The 21,002-nt window shown below is 70.6% G+C and carries 8 protein-coding genes; 4 read left to right on the top strand and 4 right to left on the bottom strand.

Annotation, left to right across the window (positions count from 1 at the left end):
- Window positions 1-406: 406 nt before the first annotated feature.
- Window positions 407-1,621 carry a L,D-transpeptidase gene (locus tag C6N75_RS06670; protein WP_105867914.1) on the bottom strand — a complete coding sequence of 405 codons (1,215 nt, stop codon included), beginning with the start codon at window positions 1,619-1,621 and terminating at the stop codon, window positions 407-409.
- 263 nt (window positions 1,622-1,884) lie between these two features.
- On the opposite strand from C6N75_RS06670, the gene glgX reads away from it, so the two are divergent.
- Window positions 1,885-4,161, top strand: coding sequence for a glycogen debranching protein GlgX (gene glgX, locus C6N75_RS06675; RefSeq protein WP_256104066.1), 2,277 nt, complete (start codon window positions 1,885-1,887; stop codon window positions 4,159-4,161).
- Between the two features lie 478 nt (window positions 4,162-4,639).
- Window positions 4,640-4,840 (top strand): hypothetical protein, encoded by a 201-nt coding sequence (locus C6N75_RS30100; RefSeq protein ID WP_146132499.1) that lies wholly within the window; start codon window positions 4,640-4,642, stop codon window positions 4,838-4,840.
- A gap of 113 nt (window positions 4,841-4,953) precedes the next feature.
- On the opposite strand, the gene C6N75_RS06680 is transcribed toward C6N75_RS30100, so the two are convergent.
- The 3 genes from C6N75_RS06680 to C6N75_RS06690 form a co-directional block, all read right to left on the bottom strand.
- Window positions 4,954-5,463, bottom strand: a complete 510-nt coding sequence (locus tag C6N75_RS06680; protein WP_105867916.1) for an SUKH-3 domain-containing protein — start codon at window positions 5,461-5,463, stop codon at window positions 4,954-4,956.
- A complete protein-coding gene (locus C6N75_RS06685) occupies window positions 5,463-12,353 on the bottom strand; it encodes a polymorphic toxin-type HINT domain-containing protein (RefSeq protein ID WP_407703200.1) in 6,891 nt (2,296 codons plus the stop codon). The genes C6N75_RS06680 and C6N75_RS06685 overlap by 1 nt, the downstream gene beginning before the upstream one ends.
- A gap of 173 nt (window positions 12,354-12,526) precedes the next feature.
- Window positions 12,527-16,648, bottom strand: a complete 4,122-nt coding sequence (locus C6N75_RS06690; protein WP_258177266.1) for a LamG-like jellyroll fold domain-containing protein — start codon at window positions 16,646-16,648, stop codon at window positions 12,527-12,529.
- Between the two features lie 449 nt (window positions 16,649-17,097).
- Here C6N75_RS06690 and C6N75_RS06695 point away from each other — a divergent pair, with 449 nt between their 5' ends.
- Together C6N75_RS06695 and C6N75_RS06700 are read left to right on the top strand one after the other, a co-directional pair.
- Window positions 17,098-18,936 (top strand): ABC transporter ATP-binding protein, encoded by a 1,839-nt coding sequence (locus C6N75_RS06695; RefSeq protein ID WP_105867919.1) that lies wholly within the window; start codon window positions 17,098-17,100, stop codon window positions 18,934-18,936.
- Window positions 18,937-19,040: 104 nt separating this feature from the next.
- Complete coding sequence (locus C6N75_RS06700) at window positions 19,041-20,846, top strand: ABC transporter ATP-binding protein (RefSeq protein WP_105867920.1); 1,806 nt, start codon at window positions 19,041-19,043, stop codon at window positions 20,844-20,846.
- Window positions 20,847-21,002: the final 156 nt, after the last annotated feature.

The raw sequence follows: 21,002 nt of genomic DNA on the forward strand, positions 1-21,002 counted from the left end.
CCCTTGCCCTCCCCGCCCCCGTCGCCGGGGCCGGAGTCCGGCCCGCCGCACGCCGTCACCAGCAGCAGCAACGCCCCCAGCAGCACCGCGAGCAGACCCCTGCCCGCTCGCCCCGTACCCGCCCCGGCCGACACACCGGATATCGGCAGCCCGTTCACTTCGGTGTTCTCCCCTCGCACGGCCCGGTCCCCAGGCCCGCACTACAGCGTGCTCAGATGCGCACGCTTGGCGATAGATAATCACACCGCGAGCTACGCGTTGAGTGCGCGCATGTCACCGTTCAGTCCCGAATGTGTCCGCGACGGACACGGACCACGCACGGGGCCGGCAGCCCGGGGCCCCAGGGGCTCGGCAGGCGGAAGAGGCCCCCGGGGCGCGGCCGGCGGGAAGGCCCGGCCGGGCCGGGTCAGCGCAGCGCCGAACCGGCCTTCCAGGCGGTCCAGTCGAGGTTCCAGCCGCCCAGCCCGTTCGCCGGGTCGACCGTGTGGTCGGCGGAGTTGACCACCTCCACCACGTCCCCGACCAGGGTCCGGTCGAAGAACCAGCCGGCCGGGGCGTCGGAGCTGCCGCCCTTCACGTCGCGCAGGCCCACGCAGCCGTGGCTGACATTGGCCGAGCCGAACACCGCCGGCCGCTCCCAGTAGTTGCCGTGCAGAAAGGTGCCCGAGTCGGTGAGCCGCATGGCGTGCGGCACGTCCTTGATGTCGTACTCCCCCTTGCCGTCGGCGTCCTTGAAGCCGACCGTCGCCCCGTTCATCCGGGTCACCTCGTACAGCTCGGTGACCACCATCCGCCCGTTGTACGTCGTGTTCTTCGCCGCGCCCGCGGTGATCGGCACGGTGGCCAGCAACTCGCCGTCCCGCCGCACCTCCATGGTGTGCCGCTGCGCGTCGACCTTCGCGGTCTGCGAGCGGCCGACGGTGAACGCGATCCGCTTGTCCTGGATGCCGTACACGCCGGGCGCGCCCTCGACGTCCCGCAACCGCAGGTCCACCGCCACCTCCGTGCCGGGCCGCCAGAACTCGCGCGGCCGCAGGTCCAGCCGGTCGTCGCCGAACCAATGCCCGGCCACCTCCACGGCCGGCCGGGAGGTCACCCGGACGGCCCGCTCCACGGCCGCCCGGTCGCGGACCGGATGGCTGAAGGTCAGCGAGACGATCATGCCGGTGCCGACGGTGGAGCGGTGCTCGGGCTTGGCGTACGCGACGAACCGCTGCCCGGGCACGGCGGTGGTGAACGTGGTGTGCCGGGCCGAGCGGCGGCCGTGCCCGTCCAGCGCCACCGCCTCCACCCGGTAGGCGGCGGCGGTGGCCAGCCTGGTGCCCGGCGCGGGGCGCCAGCGCAGCCCGTCCTCGCTGACCCGGCCGGGCACCGCGACCGGCCGGGCGTCGCTCACCCGCACCACCCGCACCCGCTCCAGCCGGCCGCTGGGCACCCGTACCTCCAGCCGGTCGTCCGGGGCGACCCCGGCGGCCCGGTCGGCCGGAACCACCCGGATGGCGTCGTCCGCCGCGCGCCCCTTCGCCCCGCCCGCATCCAGGTCCCAGCCTCCGTCGTGGGTGCAGCCCGCCAGCGCCACGGCGGCGGCCAGCAGCCCCGCCCTCGTCCACAGTCGTCTCATGCCCGCCCAACGAGGACTCTCCGGCGGGGGAAACGTGACCCCGGCGGATGTTGGGAGCCCTGGCCGTTCGGGCAGAACACAGGGAAACACCGGAGGAACGCCGCCGGAACCACCCGATCGGCGAAGGCACCGGCCAAGGCACCGACGAAGGCACCGACGAAGGCACCAGGACCACAGCTCGGAAAGAGGCGGGTGCGGGAGGCGCGGCAGGGACGCCGCGCCTCCCGCGCACGCCCGTCCGTATGAGCCGCAGGAGGCGGGCAGTGTCGAGCGCAGCCGAACAGCAGGCAGTGCAGCGCGTGGCGGGAGACGCGACGCCGCGCGTCGGCCCCGCGGCGTCGGGAGCACGGGCCCTGGGGCCCGACGTGTCCGCGGCCCGGCCGGGTGCGCCGCCGCTCCCGGTGTGGCCGGGCGCGCCCACCCCGCTGGGGGCCCGGTTCAGGGCCGGACCCGGCGGCACGGCGGGCGTCAACTTCGCCCTGTGGGCGGGCGGCGCGGAGGCGGTGGAGCTGTGCCTGTTCGCCGCGGACGGCGCCGAGACCCGGCTGCCGCTGACCGAGCTGACCCACCAGATCTGGCACGGCTTCGTGCCCGGGGTGCGGCCCGGGCAGCGCTACGGCTTCCGGGTGCACGGCCGCTGGGACCCGTGGACGGGGGCCCGCTGGAACCCGGCGAAGCTGCTGCTCGACCCGTACGCGCGGGCGGTGGACGGCGACTTCCGGCTGCCGCCGGAGGTGTACGGGCACGTCCGCGACTGGCCCGAGCAGCATGTCGCCGACACCGTGCGGGATACCCGCGACTCCGCCCCGTACGTCCCCAAGGGCGTGGTCGTCCACGACGACGACGACTGGTCCGACGACCGCCGCCCCAAGACGCCGTGGGCCGACTCCGTCATCTACGAGCTGCACGTCCGCGGCTTCACCATGGCCCACCCCGGCATCCCCGAGCACCTGCGCGGGACCTACGCCGGCCTCGCCCACCCGGCGGCGGTCGAGCACCTCACCCGCCTCGGCGTGACCGCCGTCGAGCTGCTCCCCGTGCACCAGTTCGCCCACGAGGACCACCTGCTGCGCCGCGGTCTGCGCAACCACTGGGGCTACAACTCCATCGGCTACTTCGCCCCGCACGCCGCCTACAGCGCGTCCGGCACCACCGGCGAGCAGGTCGGCGAGTTCAAGCGGATGGTGAAGGCGCTGCACGCGGCCGGCATCGAGGTCATCCTCGACGTGGTCTACAACCACACCGCCGAGGCGGGCGAGCTGGGCCCGATGCTGTCACTGCGCGGCATCGACAACCGCGGCTACTACCGGCTCCAGGGCGACGCCCGCCGGTACGCCGACTACACCGGCTGCGGCAACACCCTGCACGTCGTCCAGCCCCACGTCCTGCGCCTGATCACCGACTCGCTGCGCTACTGGGTGACCGAGATGGGCGTGGACGGCTTCCGCTTCGACCTGGCCGCGGCCCTCGCCCGCTCCATGCACGACGTCGACATGCTCTCCCCCTTCCTCGCCGTCATCGCCCAGGACCCCGTGCTGCGCCGGGTGAAACTCATCGCCGAGCCCTGGGACGTCGGCAGCGGCGGCTACCAGGTCGGCGCCTTCCCTCCCCTGTGGGCCGAGTGGAACGACCGCTACCGGGACGCGGTACGGGACTTCTGGCGCGGCGCTCTGCCCGACGTCCGCGACCTGGGCTACCGCCTCTCCGGCTCCAGCGACCTGTACGCCTGGGGCGGCCGCCGCCCCTACGCCTCGGTCAACTTCGTCACCGCGCACGACGGCTTCACCCTGCGCGACCTGGTCTCCTACGAGCAGAAGCACAACGAGGCCAACGGCGAGGGCAACCGGGACGGCACCAACGACAACCGCTCCTGGAACTGCGGCGCCGAGGGCGAGACCGCCGACCCCGCGATCAACACCCTGCGCCTGCGCCAGATCCGCAACCACCTCACCACCCTCCTCCTCTCCACCGGCGTCCCGATGCTGGTCGCCGGCGACGAGATGGGCCGCACCCAGGGCGGCAACAACAACGCCTACTGCCAGGACAACGCGACCGGTTGGCTCGACTGGTCGCTGCCGGACGACGAGGGCCGCCGCGCCCTCCTCGACCTCACCACCCGCCTCCTCGCCCTGCGCCACGCCCACCCCGTACTGCGCCGCCGGGTCCACTTCTCCGGCCGTCCGCAGGCCGTGGACGGGCTGCGCGACCTGGCCTGGTTCACCCCCGACGGCACCGAGATGACCGAGGCCGACTGGTGGGCCCCGACCGCCACCCTCGCCATGTACCTCTCCGGCCGCGACATCCCCGGCCGCGACGCCACCGGCGAGCCGGTCACCGACGACAGCTTCCTCGCCGTCCTGCACGCCGGCGCCGACCCGATCGCCTTCCACCTCCCCGGCGCCCCCTGGGCCCGCTCCTACGAACTCGTCGTCGACACCGCCGCCGAAGACCAGTCCACCGCCCCTGCCACCGTCCACGAGGCCGGCCTCCCCCTCACCGTCCCGCCCCGCTCGATGCTGCTGCTGAGGGTGCGGGAGTAGGGCGGGGGCGGGGCCACGCCTCCGCCTTCAACGCGAGGCCATGACCGCCCTCGGCAACGCCCTCAATCACCCCTGGCCCCGCGCACGGGCGCACGGCAACGGCGGCGAACCCCTGTGGTATTCGCCGCCGTTGCCGTCAACTACTGCCGTCGGCGCTGATCAATCCCGACAAAACCAGCACTCCGAGAAATCGAGTCAACCATCAGCCGAACCTCTTATACGTATCGAGATGGCCAGTACAGCTCTGACCGGTCATGTCCTCCAACTCGGCGACGTACTTCTGCAACTGCCGCTGCCCCGTTACCTAGCTGCTTTTCGCGTCCGACTTCAGCTCACGCACAACACGGTTCTTCCAGTCGACTGCATCAGGCCGGAGCCGCTCGGAAGAGTGACTTCGAAGTCGTACTCAGCCCCCAGAGCATTCCTGTAGTTCAAATGTGTTTGCCGCTCACGGGCCGCATCCACATTTTCCCCAGATGTGAACTGCCCCTTCTCGTTACGGGCGACGCCGCAGTTGCTGCCGCTGAAGCATCACCACGAACAGCAGAAGCGCGAGGCCGCGGGCACCACGTGGCAGCACGAAGCGCACTCGTTCACCTCCGCGCAGGCAGCCCACGTCCGACTCCGCCTCCAGCCAGACGCCATCGACTCCCTCGGCCTTGCCCTCGACCACTCCTGACATACGCACGGCAACGGCGGCGGACACCTGGGTGTCCGCCGCCGTTGCCGTCAACTACTGCCGTCAACCGGCCAGAAGCCCCGCTAGACGAAGCTCTAAGCGGTCGAGATTCACTAACGAGAATCGGGTCTCGGCCAAGGATCGAGTCCCGGATCGGAGTGCAGGCAGATCAGTGGGCGATTCGCGCAGACTGCCAACTCCAAGGAGTCTTCGAAGGTGGAACCAAGCTCCCAAATCCAACCCATGCCAGCAGCAACCACCCTCCCCCCAGCTTCGACGAACACGCTTGAATAACTGAGCCATTCGCCGATGGGGAAATAGTCCCCACCGAGTACACTCTCCACCTCTGTTGCTAGATCACGCTGCCCTGATCCAGCGGCAATGGGATCGAAATTGAAGGGCTCGTCATTACTGAAGTTCGGGCCAACTCGATTGACCGGCTCGATGGAGAGCCCTCCCACCGCCGCGAGAATTTCTTCTGCCAATGGGCGGGACCGGTACCCTTCACCCTCCAGCGGCTCCACCCATTGACCTGCATCAACCTTCCGACCTGCGCTCCATCCGGACGCAACAAGCGCCCCAAGCAGATCCTCACTGAGCGAGTCGAAGCGAATCAGGGACATCAGTTGATCTCCAGGTCTTCCAGAAGTCTGCCACAACGGCCGCAGGGGTGAGCCGGTTCACCATGCCCATCCGTATTCGATGTCGGCATGGAGTTATTACGCGTCCTTACCGTTCGCATGGTTCCGCCCCTGATGGCCTCGGGCCCCTCCGCCGCCTGCGCCTGAATTAGACAGTGCACCTCCGCGCACCCTCCATGGTGACCTGCCCGTTCGAGTGCATCCGCCAACGGCCCTTCTGCCTGCTGACCGTGCTTATTGCGGCCGTAGTACTTCGCACCTGAAGGAGATGTGTACTCGGAGGCAAACTTCACCCCAGGTTCATTGCGAACACTGTCGGCATAGCCACCCAGGTTGCAGTTGTGAACCAGGACCGGAGTCGCCCCCGCCAGCACATAGTACGTGTGCAGATCGGCGACAGTCAGGTTGTGGACCAGCGCCGACCGCTGCTCCCGAGCGACGCCGATAATCCGGACGCGGCTGCCGCTGACGGTGAGGAGTCCCTGGCCCGGTGCCAGCTTGCCGGCGTCCAACCACACTCCGGCTCCGGGGACCCAGAACGGATGCCCGACCGTCGCGGTGATGTCGGCCTTCTGGCCGTCGACGGCAAGAGTGATCTTGACCAGGCTCTTCAAGCCCTTGCCGGTGATCTCCGCGGTCACCGTCTTGACGACCGTCTCCCCGGTCCTTGGGTCCGTGGCCAGGACCTGGTCACCTATGCGGACGTCCTCGATGGGCTTGGTGGTGCCGTCCGCCATGAGGACCTCGGTGCCGGGGACGAAGCTGTTGCACTTCGTGGCGGCTTTGACGGCCTTGACGCCCTTGAGTACCCGTGCCCAGGGAAGGTCGAGCGCCGCCGTGCCGCAGGCTGTGGCACTTTCACCACTCAGGCAGCTCTTCCAGGCATCGAAGTCGGGGACGACGAGTGCGACGGCTACCGAGGTGACCATGCGGTCGAAGGTGTTCGGTTCGTAGTCGATGACGCCGAGAGCCTCGGCGGCACCGCAGAACGCGTTGAGCTGCTTGTCCCCGGCGAAACACTTGCGTTCCGCCCAGGCTTCCAGCCGCTTTTCCTCGTCGTACTGCGGGAACATGCCGAGAAGTTCGTCCGCCGACGGGACAGGGACCTTCTCGATCCAGATCTGGCCGCCCTTTTGCTTGATGTTGATCGTCTTGGTCGGCGACTGGGCGGAACTCTTGCCGGCTCCACCGCCACCGCCTCCGCCGCCTCCGCCGCCTCCGCCCTTGCCCTTCGGGTAGTAGGCGACGATGCCGGTACCTGGCTTGTAGCAGGCGTAAGTGGTGCAGCCCGGTCCGTTGGAGGGCTTCCAAGCGGTGTCCGGGTTGTTCACGCTGCAGCCGTCGCAGAACAAGCCGGAGGGATCGGAGAAGGCGAGCGGGTTGTTGTTGGCGTAGGCGTAGCCGTTGATCTGCTGCGGGTCGGTCGCGTCCATGATCGGGTCGACCGACAGGAAGCGCCCCGTCGCCGAGTCGTAGGAGCGGGCGCCGAGCTGGGTCAGGCCGGTGGAGGCGTCCTCGGTACCGCCGACGAAGCCCTTGGTGCCCGGCCAAGAGGCGGGTTCCGGGCCTCGGACACCGCCGAAGGGGAGCCTGCGCTGCTGGCTGAGGCGCTGGGTGGCGGCGTCGATGGCGAGCAGGGCGGTGCCGTGATGGTCGGCGGTGGTGAAGGACACCTTGCCGTCGTCGGACTGGACGGCCTGGTGCCCGCCGCCGAGATCGATGTAGCGGGTGCCCTTGGCGACCGTCGTGCCCTTGGCGACCGTGATCTCGGTGGCGCCCAGGTACAGCGTGGTGTCGGTGGGAGTGCGAGCGATCAACCGGTTGCCGTCGGCGTCGTACAGGTACTCGCTGACCTTGGGTGAACCGCCCTCGACCGGCTCGGTGACCTTGGTGAGCCGGCCTTCGGCATCCCAGTCCAGGTCCTGCGAGGTGCCGCCGCCCAGGGTGCGGGTGTCGGTGTTGCCGATGGCGTCGTAGGTGTAGGTGTCGCCGGCGACGACGCCCGGGCCGGTGCGGGTGACGGACTTCAGGGCGTGCGGGCGGACGGCGGACGCACCGGGGACCGGGTAGGCGTAGGTGCTGGAGACGTTCTTGGCGGTGTTGCCGGCGACGTCGTGCTGGGTCTCCGTGGTGCGGTTGCCGGTCTTGTCGTAGCCGTAGGACGACCAGTAGGGAGCCGGGCCGCCGAGGACCGAGGCGCTGGGAGAGCCCGCGCAGGCGGCGGTGGGCTGGGTCCACGCCTTCGTCAGCCGGCGCAGGTGGTCATAGGTGAAGCACTGGGTGTCCGTGCCGGAGCGCGAGGTGTCGGAGACGGACAGGACGTTGCCCGCCTCGTCGTAGCGGAAGGTGGACGCCTGGTCGACGCCGGGGACGTCCTCGCGGTCGACTCGGCTGTAGGCCAGACGCTGCGTGCCGGGCTCGTAGTCGTTGGTGACCCAGGCCTTCTTGCCGCCCGCGTCGGACAGTTGGTGCTGGAGCGGCTTGCCGGTCAGGCTGTAGGTCGTGGTGGCGCTGAGACCCTTCAGGCCGTCCACCACGACGGGACGCAGCGTGGCGTCCTCGTAGCCGAAGACGACGGAGGAGGCCGTCAGAGCGCCCGCCTTGGGCAGGCCGACTCCTGCGATCTGACCGGACGCCTTGTAGCTGGCGGTCGACAGATGCGTACCGGAGATGCCCTTGTTGGCGGGGGTGTCCGGGATGGTGACAGAGGTGCGCAGCGGCCGGTAGAGACGGTCGTAGCCGACCACCTTGGAGACGTAGGCCTGGCCGTCCTCGGCGTACCGGGTGGACTCGGCGACATGGCCCTTGGCGCCGCTGATCGTGTCGTACGTCCATGTGGCCCGCAGGGCGCCGGTCGTCGATCCCGAGCGGAGTTCGGTCCGGCGGCCGAGGCCGTCGTAGACGTAGGCGAGCGTGGTGTTGCGGGCGTCGGTGGTGGAGGTGAGCCGGCCCCGGTCGTCATAGGTGTAGCGGACGGTGCCCTTGTCGGGGTCCTTGGTCTGCTTGGCCTGGCCGAGGAGGTCGTACTCGTACGTCCACTCGTTGCCCGCGGGGTCGGTGACCTTGGCCACCGCGCCGGTCTGGGTGAAGGAGTACCGGGTGGTGTCGTACGCGGACTCGGCGGTGCGCTCGTGGTGCTGGCGCAGTTCCGTGGTCTGGCCACGGGCGTTGGTGAGGGTGGTGGTGGCGGTGCCGCCCTGCGGCGGGATGACGGTGGTGCGGTCGCCGCTGTGGAGGGTGCGGGTGGTGCCCAGGACCTGACCGCCGTCGCCGTTGCCGAAGATCTGCCGGTGCTCGGTCTGCCGGCCGAGGCCGTCGTAGGCGTAGCGGTTCTGCGTCTCGACGCCGAGTGCGTCCTCCGGCTTGACGAGAGTGGTGGAGGGCTTGGTGGTGGCGTAGTAGGGCAGGAACTCCTTAGTGGTCAGGCCGCGTTCGTCGTAGAAGGTGTCGGTCAGCAGCCGGCCGCCACCAGGGCCGGGGGCCTGGGTCTGCCGGGGCCGGAGGAAGCCGTCGTACAGGGTGTAGGCGGTGTCCTGGGCGCCGTCGTTGCCGAGGGTCTTGGTGCCGACGGCGATGGGCTGCCCTTCGGTCACGCGGTAGGTGAACTCGTAGGTGGGGATGTCACCGGTCAGGCGGTCGGCCAGCCACACCTTGGTGGAGCGGCCCAGCGCGTCGTAGGCGCGGTTGACGACTTTGCCGTTGGTGTCGGTTTCGGTCAGCGACACACCGCGCAACGGGTCTCTGGTGGTGGTCACGCTGTGGGCGGTGGTGCTGTCTCCGGGCTTGGCCGGCGCCCCGGTCACCTTGGCGGAGGCGGGGAAACCCGTCGCCGGGGTGTACGCCGTGGTGGTGACACGGCCGTCGGTTCGAGCGGTGCGGGTCAGCGCGCCGGACTTGACGGTGACGGAGCCGCTGAGGTCGTTGGCGGTGAGCTTGCGGCCGTAGGAGTCGTAGGTGGCCGACGTCTCGGTGTAGGTGGCCGTGGTCCCGTCGTGCGCCTTGAGGACGGCCGTGGCCGTGGCGTCGCCCTTGGCTGGGGCGGCGTCGTAGGCCTTTCCGTCGTAGGCGGTGCGGATGTCGGAGATGACGTCCTTGGGGCGTTCGGTGGTGGCGGTGCAGTGCTTGGCGACGGCTTCCACTCGTGCGGGCAGCGTGAGGAGCGGGCCTGCCGCCGGGTAGTCGGTCCGGGTGCACTTGTCGTCGGCTGCGGTGGCGTCGTCGCCGCGGTCGTCGATCTGGGTGATGCGTCCCGCGACGGTGTCGAAGGTGTTGGATGCAGTGGTCGTCCGCCACTTCTGGCCCGCGCCGTCGTCCAGTGAGGTCCAGGCGCGGCTCTGCGCGGTACCGGTGAGGTTGGCCGTGATGGCACCCCAGGTGCGGACCTTCTTCGCGGTCTCGTGATGCCAGGGGCGGCTCACGGTCTTGGACAGCACCTTCCCGCCCGGACCGGAGTACTGCACGGTCTTGTACGTGAATCCGGCGGCCGATTCGTGGTCGGTGATCGGGTCGCCCTCGCCGGCGTCGAGGGTGACGCTGACGGACTTGGCCCCGCCGGAGGGCTCCTTCCGGTCTCCGTCCATGCCCCGCAGGAAGTAGGTGTCGGCCTGGGACCGCATGGCGGCGGCGCCGCCCTGCCCGCCGGTCTTCACCCGGACGTGCCCGTAGCCGCGCCACTGCGACCAGGTCTTGGACTTCTCCTTCGTCAGTCCGTCATCGTCGTCGTAGTGCCAGGCCGCGCCGTCCAGGTAGTCGTAGGCGGTGACCTGGTCCGGGGCGCCGCCGGTGCGGTCGGTCAGCGTGACGCTGGAGGTGACGTACTTGTTGAACCAGTGCAGCTCGGGGTCGTCGCTGGAACTGCCGCCGATGTACTGCGGGAAGCAGCGGGTGGTGTTGGTCTGCGGGGTCGGCAGTGCCGAGGCGTCGCACACCGGGGCTGAGTACCCGACGTCGATCTGCCCGCCGGCCTCGTCGGCGACGGAGGAGAGACGCTCCTTGATGAAGGGGGCGTAGCCGTCACCGGTGCGGTCGAGCCGGTTGGCGAGCTGGGTGTAGCCGAAGGTGGTCTTCGGAAGGGTGATGGCCGGGGCGCCGGTGTGCCCCGTCCTCTGTATGGAGGTCAGCAGGAGCTGGTAGTCGGTGTCGGCCATGCCCCAGCGGTGGCCCAGCTTCCACGAGTCGACGTCGGCGTAGGCGGCGCCCTTCAGGACCTGGGTGGTGACCGAGGTGAGTCGCTGGCGGGTGAAGAACACCGGTGCCAGCCGGCCTTGGTCGCAGGTCGCGCCGGCGTCGCAGTTCAGGTCCCAGGGCGTGTCGTACCAGTTGCGTGCGTTCTTGCCGATGTCGGTACAGGTGGTGGCCGCATCGGGGAGGCACCGCTCGCTGCCCGTGAAGTCGACCTTCGCCAGGGGCTGCGCCGAGTACACGGTGGAGGAGCGCAGACCGTACTCGATCCGGTCGAGGAAGCCGCCGCGTACATAACGGGTGTTGGCCTTCTCGTCGAGGTTGCGGCCGTAGGAGTTCGACTCCTTGTCGTAGTAGTACGCGATCGCGTTGCCGTGCGGGTCGACGACGTAGTCGAGGTTCCAGCGCCAGCCCTGCTGGCACCACGAGGCGGCGAAGGTGGAGGCATGGCACGGCTCGCCGGCGTCGTCGCCGAAGACGGGTGCGGTCCAGGCGGAGTCTGTGGTCTCCTTGCCTTCCGTCCAGCCCGGCAGCCGGTGGTAGCCGAAGTGGTACTGGAAGCCGTCGGGGGTCGTCACCTTCCAGTACTCGTCGTTACGGGCGCCGTTGCCCCGGACGTCCGAGGCGGAGCCGTGCACGCGCTGGATCTTCGTGCCGTCGTCGTCCCGCAGCCGGAAGGTGTCGGTGCCGGTGGGAACCAGCTCACCGCCCTTGCCGTTGAAGGAGATGAACGCGTTGTCGTAAGCCCAGCACAGGTCACCCGGCTTGCCTCCGTCGGGTCGCTCGACGCCGTCGTCGACGCATGACTTGTAGCGCCGCTCGATGAAGCCGGGCCAGAGGTCGAAGCCGTCACCGACCCAGGAGCCCTGGTTGTTGCTGTTGCCGGTGCGTCCGTCGAGTGACCCCGACGAGTACGACAGACCGACACTGGGGGTCAGTCCGCCGGGGACGTCGGGCACGTTCATCGCGTACGACCAGGAGAAGTCACCCGTGTTGAGGCTGGTGCTCCACTGTGCCGACGGGGAGAGCGGCGTGGCCTTGTAGTCGCCACCCATGCTCGCGTCGTCGGCGACGGCTGCCAGGATGGTGGCCCGGGCGGGCTCCAGAGCGACGCGGGCCGCGGTGAGGGTCCTGCCCTCCGTGTCGTTGACCGTCTCGACCGGAGTCGTTGACCGGCAAGCGGCCTTCTCGGGTGTGGTCAGGGCACAGGCGGGGAGCTGCACCAGCTTCAGCCGGTTGGCGTAGTCGCCGCCGAAGGCCCCGGCGAAGGCGGAGTAGTCGAGCCGGGCGCGTACCGGGGCCTTCGGCTTGCCCGCTCCGGTGGCTTTCAGCGTGAACACGGGGCCGTCGACTCCGGCCCGCCGCGCGGTGTCACGGTCGAACAGGCGAGTGCGCACGGCTGTCGTCTGGCCGGGGCCGCCGACCGCGATGGGCAGCTTCCCGGCCCGGGTGAGGGACGAGGCCTTCTTCGGCGGCGCGACGGTCGCCGTGCCCGCCGTCGGCCAGGCGGCAGGCGGGGTAGCCCGTGGACCCTGCGCGGTCGGGCGCGGAACGACCGGGACCGCGGACACCGCGACCGGCTTCTCCGACACCGGCAGGTCGGGCCGGCCTGTGCCGCGATCGGCGGCCACGGTGGAGGGTTGGACCACTACCTGGACCAGTGTGCTGATCACAGCCATGGCCGAAGCCATGGCGATGCGCCGGCGCAGGGCCCGGACTCGCGTCCGCTTACTACCGTTCATCCTCGTCCTTCGTCGAGCGAGTCCGTCAGTGGTGCGCGTCACCGGCCGCCGGTGGGTGCCGGGGCCGGCTGAGCGGAGGGGAAGGAGCGGCCCCGGCATGGTCTCCGGGGTCGCGGTGGTGGTCAGTCGTTGCCGGGGACGGCGGTGGCGCGACCGGGGACGCCGAGGGCGAGATGGGCGATGCTCGCCTCACCGAGTGCGCCCTGGAAGAGCCACACATCCGACACGGAGCCCGGCCAATGGGCGCCCCAGGTCGTGGTGCCGGTCTTGGTCCGGCCGATCTGGAGGCCCTGGGCGGCCTTGTAGGTCAGTACGTTCTCGGCGTGGGAGACCCGCTCCGCGCAGTCCGGGACAGCACCGCCGTCACCGTCGACGCACGCCACCTGCTCCAGCTCGCCGTTGACGTAGAGCCGCAGATCACGGGCGAAGCCGTCGTAGACCAGGGCGAGGTGGGTCCAATCCTCCGGGCCGTGGAACTGGCCGTTGTCGACCTCCGTGACGGTGGCCGTGGCCGCGTCGGCGGACCGCGTGGTGATCCGCCACCGGCCTCCGTCGGTCGCCGGCGTGGTGCTGGGGACATACGCGACCTCGAAGGCGCTTCGGTTCGCACCGGGTGCGCTGATCAGCGCGGCGGGGCGGGTCGGGGCCGCGGCCGCCTGCGCGAAGGCCGAGACGGTGAAGCTGCCTGAGGTGTCGACGGGCACGACGTTGTTCGCAGTCGCCGCGTAGTCGTCCACGCCGTCCAGTTCGAGCCCGCCGTCGACCCAGCCCGAACCGAGCTTGGCACCGTTGTGGAGACCCAGGCCGGCACCGGTCGTGGAGGCGTCGGGGGTGGTCTGCGGTGTGGTGGAGGTGGCCGTCTCGAACTTCCAACGCGCCTTGACGAGGGGCCGCTGCCGGAACAGCTGCTGCACCTCCTCGGCCGACACGGGCCGGTCGTAGAGTCGGATGTCGTCGATCTGGCCGGGGAAGTACTGGATGAGCTGGGCGTTCTCGATGCTCAGCGCGCCCACCTGAATGCGGCCGCCGGAGTACCAGGGCTTCGTCTGGGAGATGCTTCCGGCCTTGGCTCCGTTGACGTACAGGGTGAGTGTCTGCTCCACCGCATCGTGGACGCCGACCAAGTGCACCCACTCGCCCACCCGTGCGCTGGTTCCATCCGGTTGAAGGGCGCGGATCGGGGTGGCGTCGGGGACGTCACCGGAGTACTGGCCGAACGCCCAGCGGTTGTAGGTCTTGGAATAGTGCAGTTCGAACCCGGGCCGGTTCTTCCCCGACTGCGAGACGATCGTGGCCGCCTGCCCGGGGAGGCGGTCGAGCCTGACCCAGGAGGAGACGGTGAACGGACGCTGCGTGTCGGTGTGCGGCGCGACGCCGTGGGCGTAGTCACCGTCACCGTCCAGTTGCAGCGCCCTGCCGGCCGCTCCGGTCGAGCCGAGTCGGGCGTTGCCGGCGAGCTTCAGCGGCTGGGTCTCGGCGCGTCCGGTGACCTCGGTGCCACCGGCCGGCTCATCGAGTGGGAAGACCGCGCGAGCGGTGCGCCCGGCACCGATCCCTTCCAGGCGGTGCAGCCGGCCGACCTCCGTGGCGCTGACGGGCCGGTCGAAGATGCGGAGCTCGTCGATCGCACCGGGGAAGTGGTTGGTGACCTGCCCGTTGAGGTTCGCCGCCCCGATCTGGAGCCCACGGCGTGCGTCCCAGGGTGTCGTGTACGGCGTGGAACCGGCCAGGACTCCGTTGACGTACAGCAGCAGTTGCTTGGACGCGTTGTCGTGGACACCCACCAGGTGTGTCCAGGTGTTCGCGGTCGCTCCGCCAGCCTGCGGGGCCATGGCCCGGACGATCGGTGCGCCGGCGGTGTCGGAGGTGTACTGGTTGAAGACCCAGCGGTTGTAACCCAGGGAGTAGTAGAGCTCGAAGCCCGGTGAGAAGTTGCCGGGCTGGGCCGCCACGACGGCGGCGTCGGTGGGCATCTTGTCGAGCTTGACCCACGCGGAGACACTGAAGCCGCCCGCGGTGTCGACGGTGGGGATGTCGGTCGCCGCGTACCCGCTGCTGCCGTCCACGTGGAGGGCGGTGCCCTGCTTGCCCGGCACTCCGTTGGCGGCGCCGCCGTAAAGAGTTGCGGTCCGGGCTCCGGAAGTCCCGCCTGCCTGGGTGGCGCCAGCGGCCTCGTCGAGCTCCCATACGGCCCGTTCCGGCTGTCCCGCCCTGACCCTGAAGCGATACGTACGGATCTCACCGCCGTTGCCCGCCTGGTCGAACGCGCGCGCGGTGACGAAGCTCAGCCCGGGCTTGGCGGGCAGGAGACGGATGCTCTTCGCGGCGCCGGCAGACGTGGTGACGGCGTTCTTGGAGGTCGGGTCGCCGTTGATGCCGTACCAGTACGTGGTCACGTCATTGTCGGCGGCCTTGAGAGTGAAGGCGCCGTACTTGCCCACACCGTCGTACCAGGGGTCGTTCGGGTCCTCGGGGTCGGAAGCCGGGTAGTCCCCGGAAGTGATCGCCGGCGCCTTCGGGACGCTGGTGTCGTAGACGAAGTAGCAACCGGTCGCCGAGCCCGAAGACGACCACGGTGAGTGCTGGGCTCCGTCGTAGCTGCGGACGAACCAGCTGATCTGCCTGTTCTGCGGTATGGAGGCCGGCAGGCTCAGGAGGAAGTCGGAGCCTGACTTCTTGTACGAGGTGCGGGCCGGCTTCCAGCGGGTGATGGTTCCCTTGCCGTCTCCGGCGTCCCACTGGGCCTCGAACTCCACGGCTACGTCGTCCCCGTCGGGGTCGGTGACATTGTTGGCGTAGATCTTGCCCAGGCTGCGCACACGGGCCGCCGCCGCGGGCGTCTTGCAGGTTCCGCCGTACTCCATCGTGAGCTGGGACATCGCGATCTGGGCCGGGGGCCGGTTGTACTTCACCCGGAGGTACGCCTTGTCGGAGAAGCGCTTCCAGGCATAGCCGTCGGACTCGCTCGCCGCGCGCAGGCCGAACGTCATCGTCGAGCTCTTGCTGTTCGCGGCGGACTGGACGGCCGACCTGACGTCGAATTCGGCGTCCTTGGCCGTACAGCCCGTGAAACCGTGGGCGAACGAGGCGGATGCGAGCTCCTTGATCCAGAAACCGGAAGCGTTCTGGCTGTTCCACGTGGTCGATGCCGAGATGCCCTTGGTCTGCCACAACTCCACCGAGCGGGCCGAGCAGGAGGCCGACCAGGTGTTGCGGACGACGAACTCCGCCGAGAGGACCGACTTGCCGGCGAACGTCGACACGGGGACCTGGTAGAAGAGTCGCTTCGTGTCGTGGGGGGCGCAGTAGTTCCAGTTGCAGTAGCCCATCCCGGCATCGGGATCACCGTTGAACTTCCACTGCGGCGCCGACGCCCAGTACTTCGAGGCCATCGTCCAGGCCGTGTTGCGCGGCGTGTACCACTGCGGATCGATGTAGACGGGGTAGGTGGTGTCGTCCGACGACAGCACATCCGCGTCCGGCCTCAGCACCAGCTCGTTCTGCCCCGCCGGCACTTCGACCCCCACGGGAGCCAGCTTTCCCGACTCTCCTGCACCGGGTTCGTCACCGGCGAGCGGGGTGGTCTCCGGGCCGCGCTGTACGCTCGCGGTCGAACGCTTCGCCACCGCCTTGCCGGGCTGGACGGGCGTCTCGGAGCCCGGGCCCGGGCTGGAGTCCCACATCACAGGCTTCGGTGCTTCGAACACCGCGCTCTGTGCACCCGGGTCGACCGCTCGCAGCCCGCCCTCGTCCGTCACCTGGACGTCGAGCTTCCGCGCGGACAGCTCGAGGCGGAGCTCGGCCAGCTCCGGATTCGCCGCGGCCTGGGCGGTCTTCACCACGAGCAGTTGGGTGTAGCCGTCTTCCTGGGCCGTCATCCGCAGGTCCACGTCCGGCAGCACGGAGGGGTACGTAGCCGTCGGGCCTTCAAGGTGCGGCTCGGGAAGCGGCGTCGGCCACGACAGGCTGAGTTCACGCCCGGCACGTTCCATCCGCACGAGTGGCGCGCTTCCGCCCCCGGAGAACTCCATCTCCACCGTCGACGCCGTGGGAGCGACCGTGCCCTCGTGAGTGGTTACCAGGTCGGTGTCGACGTGCTTCCACACGCCGTCGGCACGGGTCCACACCGGGCGCAGGTACTCGCGCGCTTCGAGGTTGCCGTCCCCAGTCGCGAACACCTCGCGTGTCTCGGCACGGAGTGCGGTGATCTCGACGGGCTCCCCCGTGCGCGCCGCCTTGGCCATCGCCGCTGCCTCGGTGAGTTCACCGGGAGCCTCGGGCTGCGTGGCGGTGCCCCGCTGCGGGGGCGTCACGGACGCCTGAGCCGCGTGGCCGACGGTGGACGGCACGGTCCCGAGCGTCACGGCAATGCCGAGCACCACCCCGGCGGCCCGCATCAGCCCCCGGCCCGGAGTCCGCACTCTCATCACACTTGGCTCACAAACGATCCACAGTCGCCTCACGGGAACAACCAATACGCTCGGCTGCGCATGGTCAACGGAGAGCAATTCGGACAAGCGTGCACCAATGCCGGATCTTCCATGTGACGCCAGTCACTCACGGGTCGTGTGGCCGGTCGTTCGCACAGACCCGAGCGATCCCGTTCGGACCTTGACCCGAGGAACCACACGTCTCCCCACCCGACCGAAAACCACATGAGGGCTGTCAGTGGCGAACCGTAGGCTCACTCCTGATGGCCACCTCACACTCCCCCACCGCGCCCCAGGCCGCCAAGCGGTCCGCCGTCCGTTCGCTGCTGCGGTTGTGGCCGTATCTGCGGCCGGTGCGGGGGCGGATCGGGACGGCGGCGGGGGTGGCGGTGGCGGCGTCGTTGCTGAGCCTGCTCATCCCGCTGGTGCTGAAGTGGCTGGTGGACGGGCCGGTGGCGGACGGGGACCCGGACGGGGTGTGGCTCGGCGCGCTGGCGGTGCTGCTGCTCGGGATCGCGGAGGCGGTGCTGTTCGGGCTGCGGCGGTGGCTGGTGGCGCGGCCGCTGGCGTCGGTCGAGGCGTCGATGCGCGGTGCGCTGTACGCCAGGATGCAGCGGCTGCCGATCGCCTTCCACGACCGCTGGGCGTCGGGGCAGTTGCTGTCCCGGGCGACCACCGACCTCTCCCTCATCCGGCTGTTCTTCGCCTTCCCCATGACGTTCCTCTTCGTCAACGGGGTGACGATCCTCATCGGCTGCGTGCTGCTGCTGATGCAGGACTGGGTGCTGGGGCTGGTGCTGCTGGCGCCCGCGATCCCGCTGGTCGTGGCGTCGTCGATGTTCGAGACGCGGTACTCGACGGTGGCCCGCCGGGCGCAGGACCAGGTGGGCGACCTGACCACGCTGGTGGAGGAGAGCGTCCTCGGCATCCGGGTGGTCAAGGGCTTCGGCCGGCACCGCAGCCAGGCCGAGACGTTCCGGGCGCTGGCCGGGCGGCTGCGCTCCACCGAGTTGCGCAAGGCGAAGCTGCTGGCGTGGATCTGGACGGTCATCACTTTCGTACCGGAGCTGGCGATCGGCGCGGCCCTGGTGCTCGGCTCGCTGCGGGTCGCGGACGGCGGGCTGTCGGCGGGCACCCTGGTGGCGTTCCTGTCGCTGGCGCTGGCGCTGCGCTGGCCGGTGGAGTCGATCGGCTTCCTGCTCGCCATCAGCCAGGACACCGCCACCGCGGCGGACCGGTTCTTCGAGGTGATGGACGAGGCGGAGGAGGACGCGCAGGACACGGCCGCCGGAGCCGCGGCCGGTCCGGAGGGCGAGGGCGGGCTGCGCTTTGACAACGTCGTCTTCCGGTATCCGGACGCGCCCGCGGACGCCCCGCCGGTGCTGGCCAGCGTCGATCTGCACATCCGGCCGGGCGAGACGATGGCGCTGGTCGGGGCGACCGGGTCGGGCAAGACCACGCTGACCGCACTGGTGTCCCGGCTGCACGAGCTGTCGGCCGGCCGCGTCCTGCTGGACGGCGAGGACGTCACCGCGATGGAGCGGGAGAAGCTTCGCTCGCTGGTGGCGGTGGCGTTCGAGGAGCCCACCCTGTTCTCGGCGACGGTCGCGGAGAACGTGCTGATGGGCGCCGAGGGCGCGGGCGAGGCGGAGTTGCGGCGGGCGCTCGAGGTGGCGCAGGCCGGCTTCGTACACGATCTCCCGCAGGGCGCGGCGACGGAGGTCGGCGAGCAGGGGCTGTCCCTGTCGGGCGGTCAGCGGCAGCGTCTCGCGCTGGCCCGCGCGGTGGTCGGGCAGCCGGCGTTCCTGGTGCTGGACGATCCGCTGTCCGCGCTGGACGTGCACACCGAGGCGCTGGTGGAGGCCGCGCTGCGGGAGGTGCTGCGGGACACCACCGCGCTGGTGGTGGCGCACCGCCCGTCCACGGTGCTGCTGGCCGACCGGGTGGCGCTGCTGTCCGGCGGCCGGATCACCGCGGTCGGCACCCATCAGGAACTGCTGCGGGAGAGCGTGGAGTACGCCTGGCTGATGTCGGGCGCGGAGTCGGGCACGGCCGAGGTGGCCGGGGCCGCCGGCGGAGTGCGGACGGAGGGCGTGCGGTGACCGACACGGATACGAGCACGGAAGCGGGTACGGATACGAAGAGGGCGACGGGGGCGGGGGCCGTCGCGCCGGCGGGCGCCGGCGCTGCCGTACCGCCGCCGCCCCTGCCGCCGGCCGACGACTTCGACCGGGACGAGCTGCCGGTGCCCGAGGGGGCGACTGGGGCGCTGCTGCGGTCGCTGCTGTCGCCGCGCCGCCGCTGGGTGGCGGTGTCCGCGCTGCTGCTGGTGCTCCAGCAACTGGCGGTGCAGGCCGGGCCGCTGCTGGTGGCGTACGCCATCGACCGGGCGGTCCCGGCGCTGCGGGCCGACGACCACGGGCCGCTGGTGCTGGTGGGGGCCGGCTTCGCGCTCTGCGCGGTGGGCGCGGGGCTGTTCCAGTACGCGTTCGTACGGGCGGCGGCACGGGTCAGCCAGGACGTGCTGCTGGACCTGCGGGGCCGGATCTTCCGGCACGCCCAGGCGCTGAGCGTGGACTTCCACGAGCGCTACACCTCGGGCCGGCTGATCTCCCGCTCCACGGCCGACGTCGAGTCGCTGCGCGAGCTGCTGAGCGAGGGCCTCCAGGAACTGCTGAGCGTGGTGCTGTCGTTCGTCGCCATCGCGGCCATGCTGCTCTGGCTGGACGTGGGGATCGGCGCGGTCGCGGTGGCGTCGTTCGTGCCGCTGTACCTGCTGGTGCAGCTCTACCGGCGGCGGGCGGAGGTGGCGTTCAGCGCCCGCTCGACGGCGATCGCGGCGGTGATCGTGCGGCTGGCCGAGACGGTCAACGGCATCCGGCCGGTGAAGGCGTTCCGCCGGGAGCGGGCCAACGAGGAGCGCTTCGGCCGGCTGAACCGCGTCCACGAGCGGCGCAACGGCGACGCCATCCTGGAGATGGCCCGCTATGTGGTGGGCTCCCGGCTGATCGCCAACACGGCGGTGGCCCTGATGGTGCTGTGGGGGGCCTGGCGGGTGGCGGACGGCACGCTGGCGCTCGGGGTGCTGGCGGCGGCGGTGCTGTACGTCCGGCGGCTGTACGACCCGATCGACCGGTTGGCGATGTTCCTCAACTCCTGGGAGTCGGCGGCGGCCTCGCTGGCGAAGATCGCCGGTCTGCTGGCCCAGTCGCCGTCCGTGCCGGAGCCGGTCTCCGCCCGCGAGCTGCCGCCCGTCCCGGCCGAGACGCCCGGCCGGCGGGTGGTCTTCGAGGCCGCGAGCTTCGCCTACCGGACCGGCGGCGAGGTGCTGCCCCGCTTCGACCTGACGATTCCGGCGGGCCAGACGGTGGCGGTGGTGGGCTCGACCGGCGCGGGCAAGTCGACATTGGCGAAGCTGCTGGCCCGCTTCTACGACCCGACCGGCGGGCGGGTGCTGCTGGACGGCGTGGACCTGAGGGACCTGGCCGTGCCCGAACTGCGGCGCGGCGTGGTGATGGTGACCCAGGAGGCGTTCCTGTTCTCCGGGACGGTCGCCGAGAACATCGCCATCGGCAGGCCCGACGCCACCCGGGAGGAGATCGAGCAGGCCGCCCGGGCCATCGGCGCGCACGAGTTCATCGCCTCGCTCCCGGACGGCTACGACACCGACGTACGCCGCCGGGGCGGCCGCATCTCCGCCGGCCAGCGCCAACTGGTGGCCTTCGCGCGGGCGCTGCTCGCCGACCCCGGGGTGCTGATCCTGGACGAGGCCACCAGCTCGCTGGACATCCCGGGCGAGCGGGCGGTGCAGCGGGCCATGGACACCGTGCTGCACGGGCGCACCGCCCTGGTGATCGCCCACCGGCTCTCCACGGTGGAGATCGCCGACCGGGTGCTGGTGATGGAGCACGGCCGCGTCGTCGAGGACGGCTCCCCGCAGGACCTGGTCGCCGCCGCGGACGGCCGCTACGCGGGCCTGCACCGGGCTTGGCGGGAGAGTCTGGTGGGGTGACGGGCGGGGCGGCGCCGGCGGCCCTCGGGACAGACCATCTCCCGGGGGCCGTCGGCTGTCCACGCCCGGCGCCGTCCGGAATGCGGGCGTCCGGGCGCGGGATCCGGCCAGGTGCGGGGGCGCGGAAGGATCAGCTCCGCGCGGGTGTGGTAGCGG

This window comes from Streptomyces solincola, from assembly GCF_002982015.1.
Lineage (GTDB): Bacteria > Actinomycetota > Actinomycetes > Streptomycetales > Streptomycetaceae > Streptomyces > Streptomyces solincola.

Excerpts from the sequence above, each read along its gene's own strand:
- C6N75_RS06670 (WP_105867914.1), bottom strand. The coding sequence starts at position 1,621 with ATGAGACGACTGTGGACGAGGGCGGGGCTGCTGGCCGCCGCCGTGGCG.
- C6N75_RS06680 (WP_105867916.1), bottom strand. The coding sequence starts at position 5,463 with ATGTCCCTGATTCGCTTCGACTCGCTCAGTGAGGATCTGCTTGGGGCG.
- C6N75_RS06685 (WP_407703200.1), bottom strand. The coding sequence starts at position 12,353 with ATGGCTTCGGCCATGGCTGTGATCAGCACACTGGTCCAGGTAGTGGTC.
- C6N75_RS06690 (WP_258177266.1), bottom strand. The coding sequence starts at position 16,648 with ATGGCCAAGGCGGCGCGCACGGGGGAGCCCGTCGAGATCACCGCACTC.
- C6N75_RS06695 (WP_105867919.1), top strand. The coding sequence starts at position 17,098 with ATGGCCACCTCACACTCCCCCACCGCGCCCCAGGCCGCCAAGCGGTCC.